This is a genomic window from Pseudomonas sp. HN11 (genome assembly GCF_021390155.1).
Taxonomy (GTDB): domain Bacteria; phylum Pseudomonadota; class Gammaproteobacteria; order Pseudomonadales; family Pseudomonadaceae; genus Aquipseudomonas.
Genome location: NZ_CP089985.1, coordinates 4,778,559 through 4,798,149 on the forward strand (window position 1 = coordinate 4,778,559; position 19,591 = coordinate 4,798,149).

Here is a 19,591-nt window from a genome sequence, read left to right on the forward strand (position 1 = left end):
CAGACATACTAAGGCGCTTTGATGACTGAATGCAGCGCAATTTCACGGCGCGCTCTTACGCCGTCCATAGCTAACGCTGGCGCCACTCAGCATTTCGGTGATCAACGGGCTGGTTAAGCTGGCGACGGACCTCGGCACACAAAATCTTACAGGTAAGCCAAGACCGTTCGTCGCCATCAAGGCACGAACGCCAGGGCCGGGCTGACCAATAAAGGGTAAGGACATTAATCATATGGAGACACCCTCATGAAAAATTCCAAGTTCGCTGCCCTCGCTCTCACCGGCCTGTTGTCTGCTGCGTCGCTGAGCGTCTTTGCCGCCAGCTCGACCACCGGGCCGACCGACCCAACACCGGACGCCACCACCGAATCCCAGAAATCCATGGGCACCGGCATGGACACCAATGGTGGTGCGGTCATCGATAATAGCGCCGATCCGCGCACCAAAGGCAACGACACCCAACGCCAGGCTCCGGCTGCCGTGGGCAACGGTAAAATGGGCCCAGCGATCAATCAGCCCAATATCAACAAGGGCGATGACTCCAACGTCCCAGGTGCCCCAAAACAGCCGGCGCCTTGATTCATCGAACGCGAGACGAACACCCGATCATTTCCCAGTGAAGAGGTACGCATGAACGTCGATAGAAACCTTGAAAAAGAAGTCCTCACCCGCCTGCTGCACGCTCATCCGCAAGGGTTGGGCAAGGAGGTGCTGGATAACTACCGCAGCGAGAAAGAGGTCGCCAGTGTCTTGGCGTTCCTGCAGGACCGGGGGTTGATCAAGGATGGGCATGTGACCACCGACGACGCCGGTGAATATTCGTTGAACTTGCCGATCAAGCTGACCGCATCCGGTGTGGATGAGGCACGCAAGCTCGACGGTGCTGGCCCGCAGTAATTCATTTTTGTCTGGTCTGGCCCCGCTGCCGGGGCCAGTAGGAGTATCGCAATGCCTCTTGGAAGCAAAGCCAAATACACCGCCGCACAGAAGCGCAAAGCCGCTCGTATAGAAGAGAGTTATGAGCACAAAGGCGTACCCAAGGATGAAGCTGAAGCCCGTGCCTGGGCCACCGTGAACAAGCAGTCTGGCGGGGGCGAAAAGGCCGGCGGTTCGGGTCAGCGCAAAGCGCCGGCCAGGAAAGCCGCGGACCGGCACGCATCCGCCAAGCGTGCCGCGGCCACGCGTGAGGGCCAACCACGCAGCAGCCGCGCTTCGCTGGCGACCCAGACCAAGGAAAGCCTGCTGAAAGAAGCGCGGGCCAAGGATATACCGGGCCGATCAAGCATGCGTAAGGATCAATTGATCGAAGCACTGCGCAAAGCCGGCTGAACACCCACTGTAGGCGCCGGCTTGTCGGCGCCTACAGTTTTTGACGTGTTTATTCAGTGAGGAGTACGTCGACTTCGGCAGTGCCTGGGGAAGTTGCAGGTCCCCAACGTGTCACCGCCAAGGCTGCGGCGGCATTCGCCCGACGTGCCGCTCCAGCAGGTTTTAAACCCTTCGCAAGGCCAGCAATAAACACTCCCGCATGGGCATCCCCGGCACCGTTGCTGTCCACTGCCTGCACTTTGAAACCGGGCACATGCTCAACCGCCCCCGTTTGCCCTACCCAGCAGCCATTGGGCCCATCACGAACCACCAGCAGCGTATCGGCGCGCAGGTGTCGGCTCAGCTCGGGCAGCGCGGCAGCGATATCCAAAGTACCGGTAAACGCCAGGGCTTCCGGGCCATTGCTGGTCCAGATGTCGATGCGCGGCAATAACGCACGCATTAAGGCCGAGTCCGGCGTCTTCACCAGCGGACCTGGATCGAACACCACCACGGTCTCGCGTGGCAACCCCAGCAACCAGTCGATCAGCGGCTGCGCCTTGCCCTCCAGCAGCAAGCTGTAGCCGCTGACGTACACATAATCGTCAGCCCGCGGCGCAACCTTGGTCAGGTCCTCGGCACTCAATTCACCCTCGGCGCCGATGTGGGAGATAAAGGTGCGTTCGGTGGTGGCTTCGGTCAGGGACACGCACAAACCGGTGTCCTTGCCATCGCTGGCGGCCAGGGCCATTTCAATGCCCTCAGCCTGCATCGCTGCACGGGCCAGATCGCCAAAGCGCCCGTTACCGTGACGCCCAAGATAGACCACCGGCAGCCCATTACGCCGCGCAGCGGCCATCACATTGAAGCCACCCCCGGCCTCAAAGCTCGCCGATTGCGCCAGCACGTCGCCGCCAGTGGCGGGCAGGGTGTCGAGGGCCATGACCAGGTCAACGATGACCTGGCCGGTGTGCAGCAATCTAGACATCAGGACGCTCTACCCAAGCCGGGCGACGGTCAGCCGCGCCACCCAGCACTGCATAAATCCCGCCGGCCACCAGGAAAGTGACGATCCAGCCAAGGCCGTTGTGGCCCAGCCAGGAATCGGACAAAGGCCCGGCGAACCAGATGTTTTCGGCAGTAGTGCCGATGGTGGTGAAGCTGAAACCCAGCACGATCGCCACGGCCCAGGCGCCGAACGCACGCCATTCCACACCGCCGCGATACCAATAGGCGCTGCTCGGGCTAACGTCCAGCAGGTCCTTGGGGCTGTAGTAGTGACGATGGATCAGGTCGACCACGAAGATGCCGACCCACGCCGTGATCGGCACCGCCAGCAACGAGATAAAGGTGATGAACGGGCCGTAGAAACTGTCGGCAATCAGCATGAAGTAAATCGAACCGGCAAAGATCGCCAGGATGTCGACGATCACCGCGTGCACGCGCTTGACCTTCAAGCCCAGGGTCAAGGTGGTGAGGCCCGCCGAATACACCGACAGGTTGTTGGACAGCAGCAGCCCACCAAACGCGGTGATCAGGTACGGCACCGCCATCCAGGTCGGCAGCATGTCGCGGATCGCGATGATCGGGTCGGTGGCCGAGGCCAGATCGTTGTTGCCCACCGACAGCAAGCCGCCGAGGGTGATCAGCAACACCAGCGGAATGCCCGCACCAAAAGCAGCAGACGCCACCAGACGCACGGCCTTGACGCTGCGGTGCTGGTAGCGCGACATATCAGCACCTGCGTTAGCCCAGCCGATACCGGTGCCGGCAGCCATGGTGCCAACGCCGATGATCATCGCGCTGAGCGGTGCCGGGGTGGCATTGAACACCGCGCTCCAATCGATGGTGGCGCAGAGGAAGCCGCCGACCAGAATATTCAAGGCGCCGAACACATAGGTGGCCCACTTCTGGATCACCAGCAAGGTGGCGTGGCCCAGCCCGGAAACCGACAGGGTCAACAGCACGAAGATCGCGATAAAGATCAGGGTCAGCACCGGCGCGCTTTTCGCCTCGACCGGCGACCCGAACAGGATAGAGCACAACGACAGCAGTACAAACGCAGCGGTGGTGGTGTTGACCGTCTCCCAGCCCAGGCGCGACATCAGCGACACCAACGTCGGCCCGATATTGCCGCGCACGCCGAAGATCGCGCGGGACAGGGTCAGGCTCGGCGCGCGACCGCGACGGCCAGCGATTGAGATGATGCCCACCACCGCGAAAGAACCGGCAGCGCCGAGGATCGCCACGATGATTGCCTGCCAGATCGCCAGGCCGCGAAACGCCACCAATGTAGCGCCGAGCGGCAAGCCGAGGATGCTGATATTGGCGGCGAACCACACCCAGAACAGTTGCAGCGGGTGCCCGTTGCATTCGCCTTCAGGCACCGGTTCGATACCGCGAGTTTCCAATTGCCCGACACTTTGGCCGGAAGAGGTGCTGCTCATGAGGGGATGCTCCTGGTGCCTGTATTGTTGTGGTTGTGGCAGGTGTACAAAGCGAATCGTGTTTCCGGTCGTCCTGACTCAGCGCATGTTCAACAGCTCTTGAACCAGTGGCTGCAAATCCAGGCCATTGACCTGCTTGACCTGTTCGATCATCGCCTCGGGCCAGCACTGCATCCCCAGGCACGCACCGAGCATGGCGCCGAGAATGGCGGCAATGGTGTCGGTGTCACCGCCAAGGCTGGCGGCCAGGCACAACGCCTCCAAAGCACTCATTTCCCCCACCGCCACTTGCTGGGCCAGGGCGAACGACACCACCACCGACTCCTGGGACGCCACGGAAGTACCAATCAATTCGTAGAGCAGGTCGGCGAACAGGGCTTTGTCGCCGCTGCCGACGCTCAAGGTGCGCGCCCAACTGATGCGCGTGGAAACACGCCCCCCGGCAATCCAGTGACCGTGGCCCTCCGCTTGCTGGGCAATCTGGGTGCCGATGTTCAGCGCCTCCCCCAGGTCCACCCCGTTGATGCCAGCCGATACCACCGCCGCCACTGCCGCCGCGCTGGAAATTCCCAGGGTGGTGTTATGGGTGACCTGGCAGGCCTGGATCACTGCCTGGATAAACTGCGCCGGGTCGCTGACGTCGGCGGCAATCCCCACAGGGGTGATGCGCATCGCAGCGCCGTTGGTGGTGCCGTAGCGGCCGGATTCTTCCGGCGTGTGGCCGGCGAGGATCATATCGATCGCGCGCTTGGTGGAGGGGCCGAGCAAATCCTGCGAACCCTTGGCGCGCATCACCGCTTCCCAGTCGATCAGGCGTTGCGCGAGCACCGTCGGTTCGATGACGCCCTGTCCTTCCACCAGCAACTCGCCCACCAGGATTGCCTGCTCAGTGTCATCGGTGATGGAACCGGCGGGCATGTTCGGCGCGATGGGCTGGTCGGCGTCGGCATCTTCAAGGCCAGTGATGGCGCCGAAACGCGCCCGGACCTGCTCGCGGCTCAAGGACTGGGTAGGCATGCCCAAGGCATCGCCCAGCGCCAGGCCGTAGAAAGCGCCGAGGGCGCGAGTATGCGGGCTCATTTCGGGTTTCCAAACTGGAGGTGCAGGCGAAAGTGCAGAGGGTCGAGCAAGCTTTCGACGTGCTCCATGAGACGCTCGCGTCGGTCGTAGGTAGTCCGTGAAGCCTTGAGAAACACTGTGCCCGCAGGACGGCCAAGCAACTCGGCATCTTCGTCGCTGAGGGGCTCGGCGCCGATCCACTGGTCACCTTCAGCGCCGACGTATCCGTACGCGGCCAGGGTGATGGTCAGGGAGTTATCGATCAGGCCGACTCTCGGCAGGCTTTCCAGGCCGCCGGACGCGGGCATCAATGAACGTTCCAGGGATACCGCCGTGCCGTCAGTAGTGCGGCGGCGGCGGTCGAGGGCGATGAACTGGTCACTGCCGAAACGGCTGAGCAGGTCGGGACGGGTCACCGCTTCAAGGCGCAGGATATCGGTGTTCACCCGCGCCCCTGTGTCGGCCAGGGCCTGGGCCCAACCGCTGCGTTGGTCGAGCACCATACCGTCAAAGGTGACGATGGAACCGACGCCGCTCTGGGTCGCGATGTAGTTGCGCCGCTTCAGCTCGGCGAGGGCTTCGCGCAGGGTGCCACGGCTGACCGCAAACTCCTCGGCCAATTGATGCTCGCCCGGCAACAGGAAACCGTCAGCCATCACCCCACCCTCGATACGGCGGATGAGCTCGTCGACGACGCGTTTTTTCTTATCAAATCGAACATGTCTAATCATGTACAAATTGATAACCGAAAGTGCACGTTGGCAGCAAGCGAATTATTACAGGGAGATGAAAAAACTGGCCTCAGGGTTCCAGGCCGATACGGAAAAACTCCCCGCCGCTCCACACGCCGAGCCAGTTCTGACCGTTGATCGCACGGCTCACCGCCAACTCCACCAATTGGTAGAACACGTTGCGATGCACCAGGGCTTCGAGGTTGGTGCGAACCCGCAGATAGGGCGCGGGTTCCTGGGTAACCGGGTCGATCACCACCCGCAGTGGGTGTTCAAGGCCTGCTTCAATTTGATCGTCCACGTTGGTGGTAAAGCGCAATACCTGACTTTCGCCCTGCCCTTGGACGTCCAGAGTCACAGCAACGAACGGCGCATCGTCGACGCTGATGCCGACCTTTTCCACGGGAGTGACCAGGAAGTAATCATCGCCATCGCGGCGGATGATGTTTGAGAACAGCTTGACCATCGGCTTACGCCCGATCGGTGTGCCCTGATAGAACCAGGTGCCATCGCGTGCGATGCGCATATCGATGTGGCCGCAGAAGTCCGGGTTCCACAGATGTACCGGCGCCGGTCCCTTGCCCTTGGGCAGTTGGGCCAACAGATCGTTAGCCTTGGCGGAATCGGTCATAGGGTTCTCCTGGTACTTATTGATCACTCATGCCCAGCAGGCTGCGGGCGTACTGCCTCAGCGGGCGGGCAATCAGATCTTCTGGCTTGTTGTCGTGGAACGTCAGTAAACCGCCACGACTGCGAATACGTGCAGTATCGATCAAATACTGGGTGCTGGTCTCGATCAACATGATCTGGATGACCCCGCTGTCCAACCCGACGCGGTCGAGGGCTTCCTGGTCGGCCCACTCATCGGCATTGCCAATACGGTCATCCGCCTTGGCGAAACGGCAGTACAGCAGGTAGTGAGCGCCGGCCGCACGGGCTTCGGACATTGCCTGCTCCAGACCTTCCGGCTGACGGGCGCGACGCACCATGGGGAAATATTCGATGAAACCGTTGAAGGCTTCCTCGGCCACCACGTTTGGACGCGGATAAGCGCTGCCCGGCGGCACAAAGGCACCTTGGGCGATAAACACGAAAGAGTCCGGCTGTATGCGAACCGAGGCGGTGCGACGGGTATCGCTGTGGTCCAGCAAACCGGCATCGCTCATCTGATAGCGGGTGCCTTCGGCCATATCGCTGACGGTCATGCAACCACTCAGCGTCAACGACGCCAGCAGCAAAACCAGACTACGCATCCTAATCCTCCAGAAGCCGGTGACGGAAAACCGGCGAATGGGCGTGAGATGCAGGTTCTGGGCCAGGGGAGCAGTTACAAGCTTCAAGCTTCAAGCTTAGAACTCCGCGTCAGCCGCCGATGATTTTCATGATGGTGGCGCCGCCAGAGAAGGCCACTTCCTGCTTGTCACCCAACGCCTTCATCAACAGGCCCTGCAGCGCCGGCAGCGCCTGATGGCGGGGTTTGTCCAGAAGGTCGCCGACATAGTGGCGGTTGCTCGACGACAGGCAGCCATGCAGCCAGCCGGTGGACGACAACCGCAACCGCGAACAGGTCCGGCAGAACGGCACGCTTTCGTTGGCGATTACTCCGAAATAGCCCTTGCCGGGTATTTCATAACGTACTGCGGTCGCGTCAATGGGCGCATTGGCTTGCAGGTATTCATGCTGTTCGCCGATCAGGCCCAGTAGCTGTTGCAGGCTGACAAATTGCTGCAGAAACGCGTTGGAGTCCTTGGCCAGATGGCCCATGCGCATCAGTTCGATAAAGCGCAGTTCATAACCACGCTCCAAGCAGTACTCGAGCAGCGGCATCACCTGGTCGAGGTTCTGGCCGCGCAACGGCACCATGTTGACCTTGATCTTGATTCCGGCGGCGCGGGCCTGGTCCATGCCGTCGAGTACGGTGGCCAGGTCGCCGCCACGGGCGATGCTGCGGAAGGCGTCCGCATCCAGGGTATCGAGGGAGACATTGATGCGCTTGATCCCGGCCTCGACCAGCAGCGGCAGTTTACGCGCCAGCAGTTGGCCGTTGGTGGTCAGGCTGATGTCACTGAGCCCCATCTGCCCGACCGCGCCCATGAAGGCTTCCAGCTTGGGGCTGACCAACGGCTCGCCGCCAGTGATACGCAGGCGGTCGATGCCCGCCGCTTCGATCAGGTATTCCACACCACGGGCCATGGCCTCGGCCGAGAGTTCGTCCTGGGCAGCCACTAGCCGCTTGCCGTTAGGCACGCAGTAGGTACACGCGTAATTGCAGGCTGAGGTCAGGCTGATCCGCAAATTGCGAAAACGCCTGCCTTGACGATCAACGATCATGGATCACTCCGACAGAGGATGATTCGGGCGCGCTAAAAGCTGACTGATAAATCAGCTTTTAGCAAGAGTCCTTGCCTGAGTATATTCCTGGGGTACTACGCGTGGCAGCAAATCATTACGTGGAAGGCGATTCCAGCGGCGGTTGCTCGCTACTGTGCTTGCGCTTGTTGCCCATGCGCACGCCGATGTCCATCAGGAACTGGAAGAACCCTTCCTGATCTTCCAGCACATTGCTCCAGAACGGCGAGTGGTACAGCGCCACGGCGCCGTGCACCAAAGCCCAGGCGGCGCAGTAGTGGAAATACGGGGGCACGTCTTCGAGCTTGCCTTCGCTGATGCGGCCCTTGATCAACAAGGTCAGGCGTTCGAAGTTCGAAGCACGGATCTTGTGCAGTTCCTCGACCATCTCCGGCACCTGATGGCCCTTGACCACCTTTTCTTCCAGGCGGTCGAACAGGCGGTAGCGCTGCGGGTCACGCATACGGAACTCGAAGTAGGCACGGGACAGGGCTTCCTTGTCCTTGTCCACATCCGCCGAATGCAGCAGCTCGTTCAAGTCGCGCTCGTAGTCGAGCATCAGGCGCAGGTAGATCTCGGCCTTGGACTTGAAGTGCTTGTAGATCGTGCCTTTGCCGATACCCACGGCATCCGCGATCATCTCGACGGTGACGCTGTCTTCACCCTGTTCGAGGAACAGTTTGAGTGCGGTGTCGAGAATTTCCTGCTCACGGCGGCGAAACTCACGGACCTTACGGGGTTCTTTGTGCATGAGGAAAAGGTCTGCAAAGGTCGAAATAGGGAGGGTTGCGCAGGGCCACGGATACGCGGCGATACGATTTACCCGGTATGAGGGATTATCCCGACTGAACGGTCGCTGGGCAATGCCTATGTGAACCCGAAACGCCTTTTACTTTCAGTGCGCCAACGTTTTCATGGATATCAGTCAGAAATAATACGCAACAACTGCCGCCGTGCTCCTGCCTAATGAGAACTCAAGCGAAGCGCGCGTATTCCAAATCTGTTTAAAAAACGACCAGTCGCGACTGGACTGAATCCGATACTGATCAATACTTGAACTGTCGGCGTGACATCTCCCCCAAGTGACGCGCCGACCTGGGTACCAACGGACCGCGTACCCTTGTTTTACTCCTAATGGTCTTAACCCGGATTCCCCCCCCAGAACCCGGGTTTTTTTTGCTTGGGATTTGGCAACGTCAGCCGGCTACGTGGGCCAACGGGAACAGGCGCTTGAAGTTCTCGGTAGTCTGCTCGGCAAAGCGCTCGTAGGACTCGCCGCGCAGCATCGCCAGGTAATCCGCCACATCGCGTACGTATTCCGGCAGGTTCGGCTTGCCGCGATGAGGAATGGGCGCCAGGTACGGCGAATCGGTTTCCACCAGCAGACGGTCGGCCGGCACTTGGCGCGCGACGTCGCGCAGGGCATCAGCGTTGCGGAAGGTGACGATGCCCGACAGGGAAATGTAGAACCCCAGGTCCAGTGCCGCCTTGGCCATGTCCCAGTCTTCGGTAAAGCAATGCAGCACCCCGGCCTGGGGTAGCGCGGCTTCGCGAAGCAGCGTCAGCGTGTCGGCACGCGCGCCACGGGTGTGGATGATCACAGGTTTGCCGGTCTGCTGAGCAGCTTGCAGATGCAGGCGGAAGGAGGACTGCTGCAACTCGGCGGCTTCGGGCTCGTAGTGGTAATCCAGGCCGGTTTCGCCGATGGCCACCACCCGTGGGTGATTGAGCTCAGTCAGCAGCCAATCAAGCGCTGGAGCTTCGCCAGGCTTGAGGTCCAGCGGGTGGATGCCCACCGAGCAATCCACATCGGCATAGCGATCAGCCAAGGCTTTGACGTCGGCCGCGTTTTCCGCGCTGACGCCGATGCACAGGAAGTGCCCTACCCCGCGCTGGCGTGCAGCTTCGAGGGCAGCATCAAGGGAGCCGCCATGTTGGGTCAGGTCGAGACGGTCAAGGTGGCAATGGGAATCTACGAGCATAGGGATCTGCAACTTAAGTCACTAAAAGTATCTGGCCGACGATACCCTCATCGGCCACGGAAATTAACGGCGCCCGAGCAACCCAACCCACTGCACCAGCAGTGCTTCGAGCAACAACACGCGGTTGAGGTTGGCCTTGCCGAGCACTTTCTGGCGCTGGGCGAGGATCCAGTCCTGGATCGTCAGCACCTTGTCCTGGGCACTTTTCTGCGCCAGGTATTGCACCACTTTGCGCATATCCGGCAGGCCCAGGCCGTTTTCATCCTGGGTCAGCTGGTAGCGCAGGATCAGGCTCGACCAATCGCAGAACCAATCGAACAGCAACAGCAGGGGAATATCCTTCCAGGCGGTTTCTGCCAGTTGGGTGGCGGACACTTCCTGCTTGATGAGTTTCTTTACGCCATCGACCACCAACGCGCGCTGTTCACGCACGCCCTGGGCTTGCAGCTTCACCGCCGCCAAGGGCGATCCGGCAGCCAGGGTCAGCAGCTCGACCCGTTCGTCGTGGCTGCATTCCGGCAATGCCTGCGCCAGCCACTCAAGGCTCATGGCCTCGCTCGGCAACGGGCACGCCTGCTGCACGCAGCGACTGCGGATGGTCGGCAACAAACGGCTGGACTGGTGGCTGACCAGCAGCAACACGGTATCGCCGGACGGCTCTTCCAAACTCTTGAGCAAGGCGTTGGCGGCGTTGATATTCATCGCCTCCACCGGCTCGATCAACACGACTTTGCGCCCGCCCATTTGCGCGGTTTGCACCACGAAGCTGACGAGATCGCGCACCTGGTCGACCTTAATCGCCTTATCGGCTTCCTCGGGCTCCAGCAGGTAGTTATCCGGATGGCTACCGGCCTTGAGCAGCAGGCAGGATTTGCACTCACCGCAGGCTTCCAGGTTGACCGGGCGCTGGCACAGCAGGCTGGCCATGAGGCGCTCGGCCAGATCACGCTTGCCGATCCCTGCCGGACCATGCAACAGGTAGGCATGGGCGTGCTGAGCACGACCGGCCAATTGTTGCCACAGGCTGTCCTGCCACGGGTAGGCTTCAGCCACGGGCGCGCACCAGCAATTCAGGCAACAGGCCGTCGATGGCGTGCTGCACTTGAATCAACGGTTGGGCCGCATCCAGCAAGTAGTAACGCGCAGGATCGGCGGCGGCACGTTTGAGGAACGCGGTGCGTACGGCGTCAAAGAAGGCCTGGCCTTCCAGCTCGAAACGGTCCAGGCGACCACGGGCGCTGGCGCGGGCCAGGCCGACTTCCACCGGCAGGTCGAAGACCAGAGTCAGGTCAGGGCGCAGATCGCCTTGAACGAAGGTTTCGAGAGTGGCGATGCGCGCCAGGGACAGGCCTCGACCACCGCCCTGGTAGGCATAGGTGGAATCGGTGAATCGGTCGCAGATCACCACGGCACCTCGCGCCAGGGCCGGGCGAATCACCTCGGCCAAGTGCTGGGCACGGGCGGCGAACACCAGCAGCAGCTCGGTATCCGGATTCATCTGCTCTTCACCCGGCGCCAGCAGCACCTCGCGGATACGCTCGGCCAGCGGAGTGCCGCCGGGCTCGCGGGTCAGCACCACCTCGATACCTTCGGCGCGCAAGCGCTCGGCCAGGTAATCGCGGTTGGTGCTTTTGCCGGCGCCTTCGGGGCCTTCCAGGGTAATAAACAAGCCAGTCACAGGCAGTCCTTAGTCAGAATTATTGCGGGCTTTGCGGCGCAACAGTGTCCGGCGCAGGCTCGGCCGGATTTTCCACGGGCCCATCGGCCGATGGCGTTGCGTCTTGCGCAGGCTTCACCACCGGTGCCGGGCTGGAGCGATAGTCGGCGCGGCGCTTGAGCTGGAACTCCCGCACGGCGGCATTATGCGCATCCAGGTTATCGGAAAAAATATGGCTGCCGTCACCCCGCGCAACAAAATACAGGCTGCTGCCCGGAACCGGGTTCAGCGCGGCATGAATCGCCTCGCGACCGACCATGGCGATAGGCGTCGGCGGCAGGCCGGCGACCATGTAGGTGTTATAGGGATTGGCTTCCTTGAGATGGGCGCGGGTCAACTTGCCGTTGTAGCGCTCGCCCAGGCCGTAGATCACGGTCGGGTCAGTCTGCAACAACATGCCGACCTTCAGGCGACGCACAAATACGCCGGCGATCTGACCACGTTCTTCAGGCACTCCCGTTTCTTTCTCCACCAGGGAGGCCATGATCAGCGCTTGATAAGGGTCGGTGTACGGCGCATCGGCCGCGCGCTTGCTCCACTCCTGGGCGAGTACATCGTCCAGGCGGTTGTAGGCTTTTTTCAGGAATTCGACGTCGGTCATGCCACGCACGAAGCGGTAGGTATCAGGAAAGAACCGACCTTCCGGGAACACGCCAGGGTGGCCTAGCTTATCCATGACGTCCGCATCGCTCAGGCCTGCGAGGGTCTGCACGATCTTTTCATGCTTGGCCAGGGCCGAACGCACTTGACGGAAGTTCCAGCCCTCTACCAGCGTCAGGCTGTATTGCACCACCTCGCCACGCTGCCACAGGCTGATCAGGCTTTGCGCCGTCATGCCGGGGGTCATGCGGTATTCACCGCTGTGCAGAGGCTGGCCGTCAAGGTTGAAGCGCCAGTACAAGCGCAACCAGAAGGCGCCGTCGAGCACGCCATCGGCTTCCAGGCGATTGAAGGTGCCAGTGGGGGTCGCCCCTGCCGGTACGTCGAGCAATTGCTCCTGGGACAGGTTCAAGGGCTGCTTCAGGGCAGCGTCGTATTTCCAGGCGCCATAGCCCAACAGCAAGGCCGCCGAGAACAGACCGATCAGCAGCAGTACAATCAGTTTTCGTATCAACTCAAATTTCCAATAGCGCGCGAACAATGCCCTGCAGTTTACGGGTGAGCGGCCCAACCGGCCAGCTCATCGCAGCGTAACCGCGCACCGGCCAAATGCCATAAACGCTGTTGCACACGAAGACTTCTTCGGCCTGCTGCATCTGCTCAAGATCGATGTCGGCCACGGCCACCGGGAGGCCCAGGCTTTGTGCCTGGGCGAGAATCTCGGCGCGCATTACGCCGGCAACGCCGCAACGCGTCAGATCAGCGGTTAGTAACAAGCCGTTGCACACCAGGAACAGGTTGCTGAATACGCCTTCGATGACACGGCCGGACATATCCAGCATCAAGCCTTCGGCGTACTCGGCGTCTTGCCACTCGGCGCGGGCGATCACCTGCTCCAGGCGATTGAGGTGCTTGAGACCGGCCAGCAACGGCTGCTCGGCCAAGCGCGTCGCACATGCAAACAGACGGATGCCGTCGGCTGCATGGGCGTGGGGATAGGTCGCGGGCGGACTGCCCTGCAAGATACGGCGCACCGGAGCGCCGGGGTTGATGCCATAACCGCGCAAACTGTCGCCACGGGTGAGGATCAACTTGAGGACACCATCGCCGAGGGCAGCGGCATAGGCCAGCACTTCGCTGCGAATCAACTCATGATCCGCAACCAAGGCGAGACGCCTGCCCCCCTCATCGAGGCGTTGCAGGTGACGGTCGAGCAGCACCGGCTGCCCGGCCTTGACGGCGATGGTCTCGAACAGCCCATCGCCATACGCCAGGCCGCGATCTTTCAGGGGCACGCTGTCCGCTGGCTGACCGTCGACCCAGCTGTGCATCACTCGGCGAACCGACGGAACACCAGGGAACCGTTGGTGCCGCCAAAACCAAACGAGTTGGAGATCACCACGTCGATCGGCATCGGCTGTGCTTCGTGAGGCACGAAGTTCAGGTCGCAGCCTTCATCCGGCTCATCCAGGTTGATGGTCGGCGGAGCGACCTGGTCCTTGATGGCCATGACGCTGAAGATCGCCTCGACCGCGCCCGCCGCACCCAACAAGTGGCCGGTCATGGACTTGGTGGAGCTGACCGCCAGCTTATAGGCGTGCTCGCCGAACACCGACTTGATGGCTTCGGCTTCCGCCAAGTCGCCGGTCGGAGTCGAAGTGCCGTGGGCGTTGATGTACTGCACCTGGTCCGCATTGACCTTCGCATCACGCAGGGCGTTGGTGATGCAACGCGCAGCGCCGGCACCGTCGGACGGTGGCGAAGTCATATGATAGGCGTCGCCGCTCATGCCAAAGCCGATCAGCTCGGCGTAAATGGTGGCACCCCGCGCCTTGGCGTGTTCCAACTCTTCCAGCACCAGGGCACCGGCACCGTCGGACAATACGAAACCGTCACGGCCTTTGTCCCATGGACGGCTGGCGCGGGTCGGTTCGTCATTGCGCGTCGACAATGCACGGGACGCGCCGAAGCCGCCCATGCCCAAACCACAGGCGGCCATTTCAGCGCCGCCGGCGATCATCACGTCGGCTTCGTCATAAGCAATGTTACGCGCCGCCATGCCGATACAGTGCGTGCCGGTAGTGCACGCCGTGGCGATGGCGTAGTTAGGCCCCTGTGCGCCCAGGTGGATGGACAGGAAACCGGAAATCATATTGATGATCGAGCCCGGGACGAAGAACGGTGAAATTCGACGGGGGCCGGAATCGTGCAACGTGCGGCTGGTTTCTTCGATATTGGTCAAACCGCCAATACCCGACCCCATGGCCACGCCGATGCGGTCACGGTTGGCGTCGGTGACTTCCAGGCCAGCGTTACGCACCGCCTGAAAACCGGCTGCCAAGCCGTATTGAATGAACAGGTCGAGTTTGCGGGACTCCTTGACCGAGAGGTATTCCTCGACGTTGAAACCCTTTACCGAGCCGCCAAAACGGGTGGAATAGGCAGAAAGGTCCGTGTGTTCGATCAGACCAATACCACTGTGGCCAGCCAGAATGCCCTGCCAACTGCTCGGCACATCCGTGCCCAGTGGCGACAACATACCCATACCGGTGACTACGACGCGTCTACGCGACACAGCACTCTCCTTTTTCTAATGACGACACTTTTGCTTCAACGCTTACTTTTCATCAGGGCTAAAGAAAAAACCGCACGCCGTTACAGCAGTGCGGTTTTTCCCTGACAGCAAGCGACGACTACAAACTGTTACGCCTGGTGGCTGGTAACGTAGTCGATAGCAGCTTGAACAGTAGTGATTTTTTCAGCTTCTTCGTCCGGGATTTCGGTCTCGAATTCCTCTTCCAGAGCCATCACCAGCTCAACGGTGTCAAGGGAATCGGCACCCAGGTCTTCTACGAAGGAAGCAGTGTTGACCACTTCTTCTTCTTTAACGCCCAGTTGCTCGGCGACGATTTTCTTGACGCGCTCTTCGATGGTGCTCATACCTTGTTTAACTCCTAATGGACAAATTCAGGCAGCTGGCCAGTGGGTAAGTGTATAGAAAGCCTTTTCAGCTTTTCAACTGAAAGCTTCACCCTGTACCCGGTCGGCCACCTGCCTATAAATTAAGTTGCAGCTTTATAACGGATTTTAGACAGCTCGTATGACATTTTTTTGAAGCGATCCGTCACAATTTAACTCATGTACATCCCGCCGTTCACCGGGATTGTAGCCCCAGTCACGTAGGCCGCACCGTCGGATGCCAGGAAAGTGACCACATTCGCGATCTCTTGAGCCTGGCCCAGACGGCCCAGCGGAATCTGCGTCAGCAACACTTCACGCTGTGCTTCCGGCAGTTCGCGGGTCATATCGGTGTCGATGAACCCTGGGGCCACCGAGTTGACCGTAATCGACCGCGAGCCGACTTCACGTGCCAATGCACGGCTGAAACCTTCCAGACCGGCCTTGGCGGAGGCGTAGTTTACTTGGCCTGCGTTGCCCATGGCACCCACTACGGAGCCAATATTGATAATTCGGCCCCAACGCGCCTTGGTCATGCCACGCAAAACGCCCTTGGACAGGCGAAACAGACTGTTCAAGTTGGTGTCGACCACGTCGTACCACTCGTCGTCTTTCATGCGCATCATCAGGTTATCGCGGGTGATACCGGCGTTATTCACCAGAATCGCCGGCGCGCCGAACTGTGCAGTGATCTCGGCCAGTACGCCAGCCACGGACTCATCGCTGGTCACGTTCAGCTCAAGGCCGGTGCCTTGCACGCCGTTTTCCTTCAAGGTCGCGGCGATACGCTCGGCGCCCGATGCCGATGTGGCGGTGCCGATCACGACGGCGCCCTGACGGCCCAGCTCCAGGGCGATCGCCTGGCCAATGCCACGGCTGGCGCCGGTAACCAGTGCAACTTTACCTTGCAGACTCATGCAGGCTTCTCCTTAGTTCGGGGGATCAGGCCAGTGCCGCGCGAGCGGCAGCGAAGGCATCCGGGGTATTGAGGTTGGCGGTCGACACACCGTCGGCGCAACGTTTGTTGAGGCCGGCCAGGACTTTGCCCGGGCCGCACTCGACCAGCTCGGTGGCGCCATTGGCCGCCAGGGTCTGGACCGACTCAACCCAGCGTACGGGCTTGTAGAGCTGCTCCAGCAGGTCGCACTTGAGGGTGTCGAGGTCGGCGGCCACAGCTGCGCTGACGTTCTGCACCAGCGGGATCTGCGGCGCCTGCCAGTTGATGGCGGCGATGGACTCGGCAAAGCGCTCGGCAGCCGGACGCATCAGCTCGCAGTGCGATGGCACGCTCACCGGCAACGGCAAGGCGCGCTTGGCGCCACGGGCCTTGCAGCCTTCGATCGCACGCTCAACGGCAGCCTTGGCACCCGCAATCACCACCTGGCCAGGGGAGTTGAAGTTCACGGCGCTGACCACTTCGCCCTGGGCCGCTTCGGCGCAGGCTTCGATCACCACGGCATCGTCCAGGCCCAGGATAGCGGCCATGCCGCCCTGCCCGGCCGGAACGGCCTCTTGCATCAACTGGCCACGGCGCTCGACCAGCTTGACCGCTTCACCGAGGGTCAGGCTGCCCGCCGCCACCAAGGCGCTGTACTCGCCCAGGCTATGCCCGGCGACAAATGCCGGACGCGCACCGCCTTCCGCCAGCCACAAGCGCCACAGGGCGATCGAAGCGGTCAGAATGGCCGGCTGGGTTTTGTCGGTTTGATTGAGTTGCTCTTCCGGCCCCTGCTGGGTCAGTGCCCACAGGTCGTAACCCAGGGCGTCGGAAGCTTCCTTAAAGGTGTCCAGGATCAGCGGGTGCTGCGCGCCCAGCTCGGCCAACATGCCGAGGGACTGCGAGCCCTGCCCTGGAAAGACGAATGCGAGGGATGTAGACATGTAACAAGCCCCTAATGATCTGGTCGTCAAAAATGCGCACGCCTACGGTGGGGGCGCACGAAACTGACAGATTGGATGGTCAATTGAACTGGCCGGTCACATTTAAACACTCTCGGGCCGATTAGCCTAAGGCAACAGGTCCTCAAGACGGCCGCGCAAGCGTTGCGGCAGGTTTTCCTGGATCTCGATCAGGGCCCGCGCAATCGCGCTTTGAAAGCCCTCTACACCTGCCGAGCCATGGCTTTTCACCACAATGCCCTGCAAACCCAGGAAACTCGCACCATTATGCCGCGCCGGCGCCAGGTCAGCCTGCAGGCGGCGCATCAACGGTAGCGCCAAGGCGCCGACCAGGCGCGACGCCAGGTTCTGCTTGAACAACGCCTCGATGCGGGTGGCAATCATGGTCGCCAGGCCTTCGCTGGATTTGAGCAGGATATTGCCGACAAACCCATCGCACACCACCACGTCCGCCTCACCGCGATACAAGCCGTCACCCTCGACAAAGCCGATGTAGTTCACGCCCCGCGCGCCTTGCAGCAAGGCGGCGGCGAGCTTGACCTGCTGATTGCCCTTGATGTCTTCAGTGCCGATGTTCAGCAAGGCCACCCGTGGCCGGGCAACGCCCAGCGCTTCAGCGGCCACCGAGCCCATCACGGCAAACTGGAACAAGTGCTCGGCACTACAGTCGACGTTCGCGCCCAGATCCAGCAGCTGGCAATAGCCTTTTTGTGTCGGAATCGCCGCCACCATCGCTGGCCGGTCAATCCCGGGCAACGTCTTGAGCACAAATCGCGACAACGCCATCAGAGCCCCGGTATTGCCGGCACTGACACAGGCATGCACCTTGCCATCACGCAGCAGCTCAAGCGCCACCCGCATGGACGAATCAGGCTTGCCACGCAGGGCCGCCGCCGGCTTCTCATCCATGGTGATGGTTTCGTGGGCCGGCGTGATTGTCAGGCGCGCGCGATCCACCGCCGGATGGCTGGCAATCAGTTCTTCAAGTAAGGAGGGTTGACCGACAAGGGTCAGGTGCAGCGAGGGTGTGGCAGACAGGCTGGCAACGCAGGCCTGAACAATGCTGCGGGGACCGAAGTCCCCGCCCATTGCGTCTATCGCGATGACTAGAGCAGACAAGTGATTACTCGTCAGCGCCCTTGTCGATCACTTTACGGCCACGGTATACGCCTTCTGGCGATACGTGGTGACGCAGGTGAACTTCACCGGTGGTCTTTTCCACGGACAGGGTGCTTGCCTCGAGAGCGTCGTGCGAACGGCGCATGTCACGGGCGGAGCGGGATTTTTTGTTCTGCTGAACAGCCATAATTGATTAACTCCTAAACGTTTGGGTCACGCTTTAACTGCGCCAATACACTGAACGGGTTGGACCGCGTTACCTCGTCCTCGCTCGGTTCGGGCTCGTCATCGAGGCCCGCCGGCTGCTGGCATTCTTCCGGATGATGAGCAGGCACAATGGGCAAGGCGAGCAGAAGCTCCTCCTCGATCAGTGCATGCAGATCCAATGGATCTTCGCCCAGTTCCAGCACGTCATAACCTTTCGGCAACGACTGGGTATTCGCACCCTCCTTCACCACAGCATAACTGCACTCACTGTGGATCGGCAGGGTGACCAGCTCAAGACAACGCTGGCAAACCATTTTGACTTCGGTGTCGATAAAACTGTGGATTACCACAGACTTACGTTCATCTCGTTCAAAAACGAATTTGGCCTGCACCGTACCGACAGTGTCGGAAAGCGGGTCGCAGAGTCTCTCCAAATCGGCCAGCAGCAATTCACCTTGAAGGGAAGTGCCACGATCAGCCAATTTGCGCGGGTCAACGTGAGGTGGAATCGGGTCATTCAACATAGGCGCAGCATTATAGGGATGCCCCCAGCCATGTCAAAGGAAATTCAGCCCTGTGCGTCAGCCGGTCACCCCGCTAGAATCCCCGGCTGCCCTGAGGAGACGCCCATGCTGCCTTTATTACTTGCATCCAGCTCGGTTTATCGCCGGGAATTGCTCAGCCGCCTGCACCTGCCGTTCATCTGCAGCTCGCCGGATATTGACGAAAGCCACCGCGCAAATGAATCCGCCGTGGAACTGGTCAAGCGCCTGGCTGAACAAAAAGCCCGCGCCCTCGCCGCCAGCTATCCAGGGCATTTGATTATAGGCTCCGACCAGGTCGCGGCGCTCGACGGCCGGATCATCGGCAAGCCTCATACCTTCGAAAACGCCCGCGAACAATTGCTGGCCGCCAGTGGCAAGCGCATCAGCTTCCTGACCGGCCTGGCGCTGCTCAACAGCAAAACCGGCCAGTGCCAGGTCGATTACGTGCCCTTTACGGTACATATGCGTGAGCTGGACGCTGAACGCATCGAGCGTTACCTGCGCATTGAGCAGCCGTATGACTGCGCGGGCAGTTTCAAGGCAGAAGGGTTAGGCGTGAGTCTGTTTCAGAGCACCGAAGGACCGGACGCCACCAGCCTTGTAGGTTTACCGCTGATTCGCCTGGTGGATATGCTGCTGGCCGAAGGCGTACCGATCCCCTAAGTCGCAC

Annotated in this window: 24 protein-coding genes; 4 read left to right on the forward strand and 20 right to left on the reverse strand. The window is 60.9% G+C overall.

What is annotated here, in order from left to right; all coding sequences use genetic code 11:
* The first annotated feature begins 246 nt into the window (after positions 1-246).
* From LVW35_RS21730 to LVW35_RS21740, 3 genes are read left to right on the forward strand one after another with little or no spacing between them, the layout of a single operon-like run.
* Positions 247-579 (forward strand): hypothetical protein, encoded by a 333-nt coding sequence (locus LVW35_RS21730; protein WP_233891979.1) that lies wholly within the window; start codon positions 247-249, stop codon positions 577-579.
* 51 nt (positions 580-630) lie between these two features.
* Positions 631-897 carry a hypothetical protein gene (locus LVW35_RS21735; protein ID WP_233891980.1) on the forward strand — a complete coding sequence of 89 codons (267 nt, stop codon included), beginning with the start codon at positions 631-633 and terminating at the stop codon, positions 895-897.
* A gap of 51 nt (positions 898-948) precedes the next feature.
* Complete coding sequence (locus LVW35_RS21740) at positions 949-1,329, forward strand: termination factor Rho (RefSeq protein ID WP_233891981.1); 381 nt, start codon at positions 949-951, stop codon at positions 1,327-1,329.
* 49 nt (positions 1,330-1,378) lie between these two features.
* On the opposite strand, the gene LVW35_RS21745 is transcribed toward LVW35_RS21740, so the two are convergent.
* From LVW35_RS21745 to LVW35_RS21840, 20 genes are all read right to left on the reverse strand, one after another.
* Positions 1,379-2,296 (reverse strand): PfkB family carbohydrate kinase, encoded by a 918-nt coding sequence (locus LVW35_RS21745; RefSeq protein ID WP_233891982.1) that lies wholly within the window; start codon positions 2,294-2,296, stop codon positions 1,379-1,381.
* Positions 2,289-3,755, reverse strand: coding sequence for a purine-cytosine permease family protein (locus LVW35_RS21750; RefSeq protein ID WP_233891983.1), 1,467 nt, complete (start codon positions 3,753-3,755; stop codon positions 2,289-2,291). The genes LVW35_RS21745 and LVW35_RS21750 overlap by 8 nt, the downstream gene beginning before the upstream one ends.
* Before the next feature lie 78 nt (positions 3,756-3,833).
* Positions 3,834-4,835 (reverse strand): ADP-ribosylglycohydrolase family protein, encoded by a 1,002-nt coding sequence (locus tag LVW35_RS21755; RefSeq protein ID WP_233891984.1) that lies wholly within the window; start codon positions 4,833-4,835, stop codon positions 3,834-3,836.
* Positions 4,832-5,545, reverse strand: a complete 714-nt coding sequence (locus tag LVW35_RS21760) for a GntR family transcriptional regulator (protein ID WP_233891985.1) — start codon at positions 5,543-5,545, stop codon at positions 4,832-4,834. The genes LVW35_RS21755 and LVW35_RS21760 overlap by 4 nt, the downstream gene beginning before the upstream one ends.
* Before the next feature lie 70 nt (positions 5,546-5,615).
* Positions 5,616-6,176: a DUF1285 domain-containing protein gene (locus LVW35_RS21765; protein ID WP_233891986.1), complete on the reverse strand. Its 561-nt coding sequence runs from the start codon at positions 6,174-6,176 to the stop codon at positions 5,616-5,618.
* Between the two features lie 16 nt (positions 6,177-6,192).
* Positions 6,193-6,798: a DUF4823 domain-containing protein gene (locus LVW35_RS21770; protein ID WP_033901260.1), complete on the reverse strand. Its 606-nt coding sequence runs from the start codon at positions 6,796-6,798 to the stop codon at positions 6,193-6,195.
* A 109-nt stretch (positions 6,799-6,907) separates the two neighbouring features.
* Positions 6,908-7,876 carry a GTP 3',8-cyclase MoaA gene (locus LVW35_RS21775; protein ID WP_233891987.1) on the reverse strand — a complete coding sequence of 323 codons (969 nt, stop codon included), beginning with the start codon at positions 7,874-7,876 and terminating at the stop codon, positions 6,908-6,910.
* A 115-nt stretch (positions 7,877-7,991) separates the two neighbouring features.
* Positions 7,992-8,645, reverse strand: coding sequence for a TetR/AcrR family transcriptional regulator (locus LVW35_RS21780; protein ID WP_015885425.1), 654 nt, complete (start codon positions 8,643-8,645; stop codon positions 7,992-7,994).
* 445 nt (positions 8,646-9,090) lie between these two features.
* Positions 9,091-9,876, reverse strand: coding sequence for a TatD family hydrolase (locus LVW35_RS21785; protein ID WP_233891988.1), 786 nt, complete (start codon positions 9,874-9,876; stop codon positions 9,091-9,093).
* Positions 9,877-9,939: 63 nt separating this feature from the next.
* Complete coding sequence (locus LVW35_RS21790) at positions 9,940-10,929, reverse strand: DNA polymerase III subunit delta' (RefSeq protein WP_233891989.1); 990 nt, start codon at positions 10,927-10,929, stop codon at positions 9,940-9,942.
* Complete coding sequence (gene tmk, locus LVW35_RS21795) at positions 10,922-11,554, reverse strand: dTMP kinase (RefSeq protein WP_233891990.1); 633 nt, start codon at positions 11,552-11,554, stop codon at positions 10,922-10,924. Before tmk ends, LVW35_RS21790 begins: the two co-directional genes overlap by 8 nt.
* Before the next feature lie 19 nt (positions 11,555-11,573).
* Positions 11,574-12,707: an endolytic transglycosylase MltG gene (gene mltG, locus LVW35_RS21800; protein ID WP_233891991.1), complete on the reverse strand. Its 1,134-nt coding sequence runs from the start codon at positions 12,705-12,707 to the stop codon at positions 11,574-11,576.
* Position 12,708: 1 nt separating this feature from the next.
* Positions 12,709-13,524: an aminodeoxychorismate lyase gene (gene pabC, locus LVW35_RS21805; RefSeq protein WP_233891992.1), complete on the reverse strand. Its 816-nt coding sequence runs from the start codon at positions 13,522-13,524 to the stop codon at positions 12,709-12,711.
* A complete protein-coding gene (gene fabF, locus LVW35_RS21810; RefSeq protein WP_068935423.1) occupies positions 13,524-14,768 on the reverse strand; it encodes a beta-ketoacyl-ACP synthase II in 1,245 nt (414 codons plus the stop codon). Before fabF ends, pabC begins: the two co-directional genes overlap by 1 nt.
* A 128-nt stretch (positions 14,769-14,896) precedes the next feature.
* Entirely contained in the window at positions 14,897-15,133 is a 237-nt protein-coding gene (gene acpP / locus LVW35_RS21815) for an acyl carrier protein (RefSeq protein ID WP_003175607.1), read from the reverse strand.
* Between the two features lie 191 nt (positions 15,134-15,324).
* Positions 15,325-16,068, reverse strand: a complete 744-nt coding sequence (fabG, locus tag LVW35_RS21820; RefSeq protein WP_233891993.1) for a 3-oxoacyl-ACP reductase FabG — start codon at positions 16,066-16,068, stop codon at positions 15,325-15,327.
* A 25-nt stretch (positions 16,069-16,093) separates the two neighbouring features.
* Positions 16,094-17,032 (reverse strand): ACP S-malonyltransferase, encoded by a 939-nt coding sequence (fabD, locus tag LVW35_RS21825; RefSeq protein WP_233891994.1) that lies wholly within the window; start codon positions 17,030-17,032, stop codon positions 16,094-16,096.
* Between the two features lie 126 nt (positions 17,033-17,158).
* The gene (gene plsX / locus LVW35_RS21830; RefSeq protein ID WP_233891995.1) at positions 17,159-18,169 is read right to left on the reverse strand and encodes a phosphate acyltransferase PlsX; all 1,011 of its coding nucleotides are present in this window, start codon (positions 18,167-18,169) and stop codon (positions 17,159-17,161) included.
* A gap of 4 nt (positions 18,170-18,173) precedes the next feature.
* Entirely contained in the window at positions 18,174-18,356 is a 183-nt protein-coding gene (gene rpmF / locus LVW35_RS21835; RefSeq protein ID WP_003179396.1) for a 50S ribosomal protein L32, read from the reverse strand.
* A 13-nt stretch (positions 18,357-18,369) separates the two neighbouring features.
* Positions 18,370-18,900: a YceD family protein gene (locus LVW35_RS21840; RefSeq protein ID WP_010566563.1), complete on the reverse strand. Its 531-nt coding sequence runs from the start codon at positions 18,898-18,900 to the stop codon at positions 18,370-18,372.
* Positions 18,901-19,005: 105 nt separating this feature from the next.
* Here LVW35_RS21840 and LVW35_RS21845 point away from each other — a divergent pair, with 105 nt between their 5' ends.
* On the forward strand, positions 19,006-19,584 hold the full coding sequence (locus LVW35_RS21845; protein WP_233891996.1) for a Maf family protein: 579 nt from the start codon (positions 19,006-19,008) through the stop codon (positions 19,582-19,584).
* Positions 19,585-19,591: the final 7 nt, after the last annotated feature.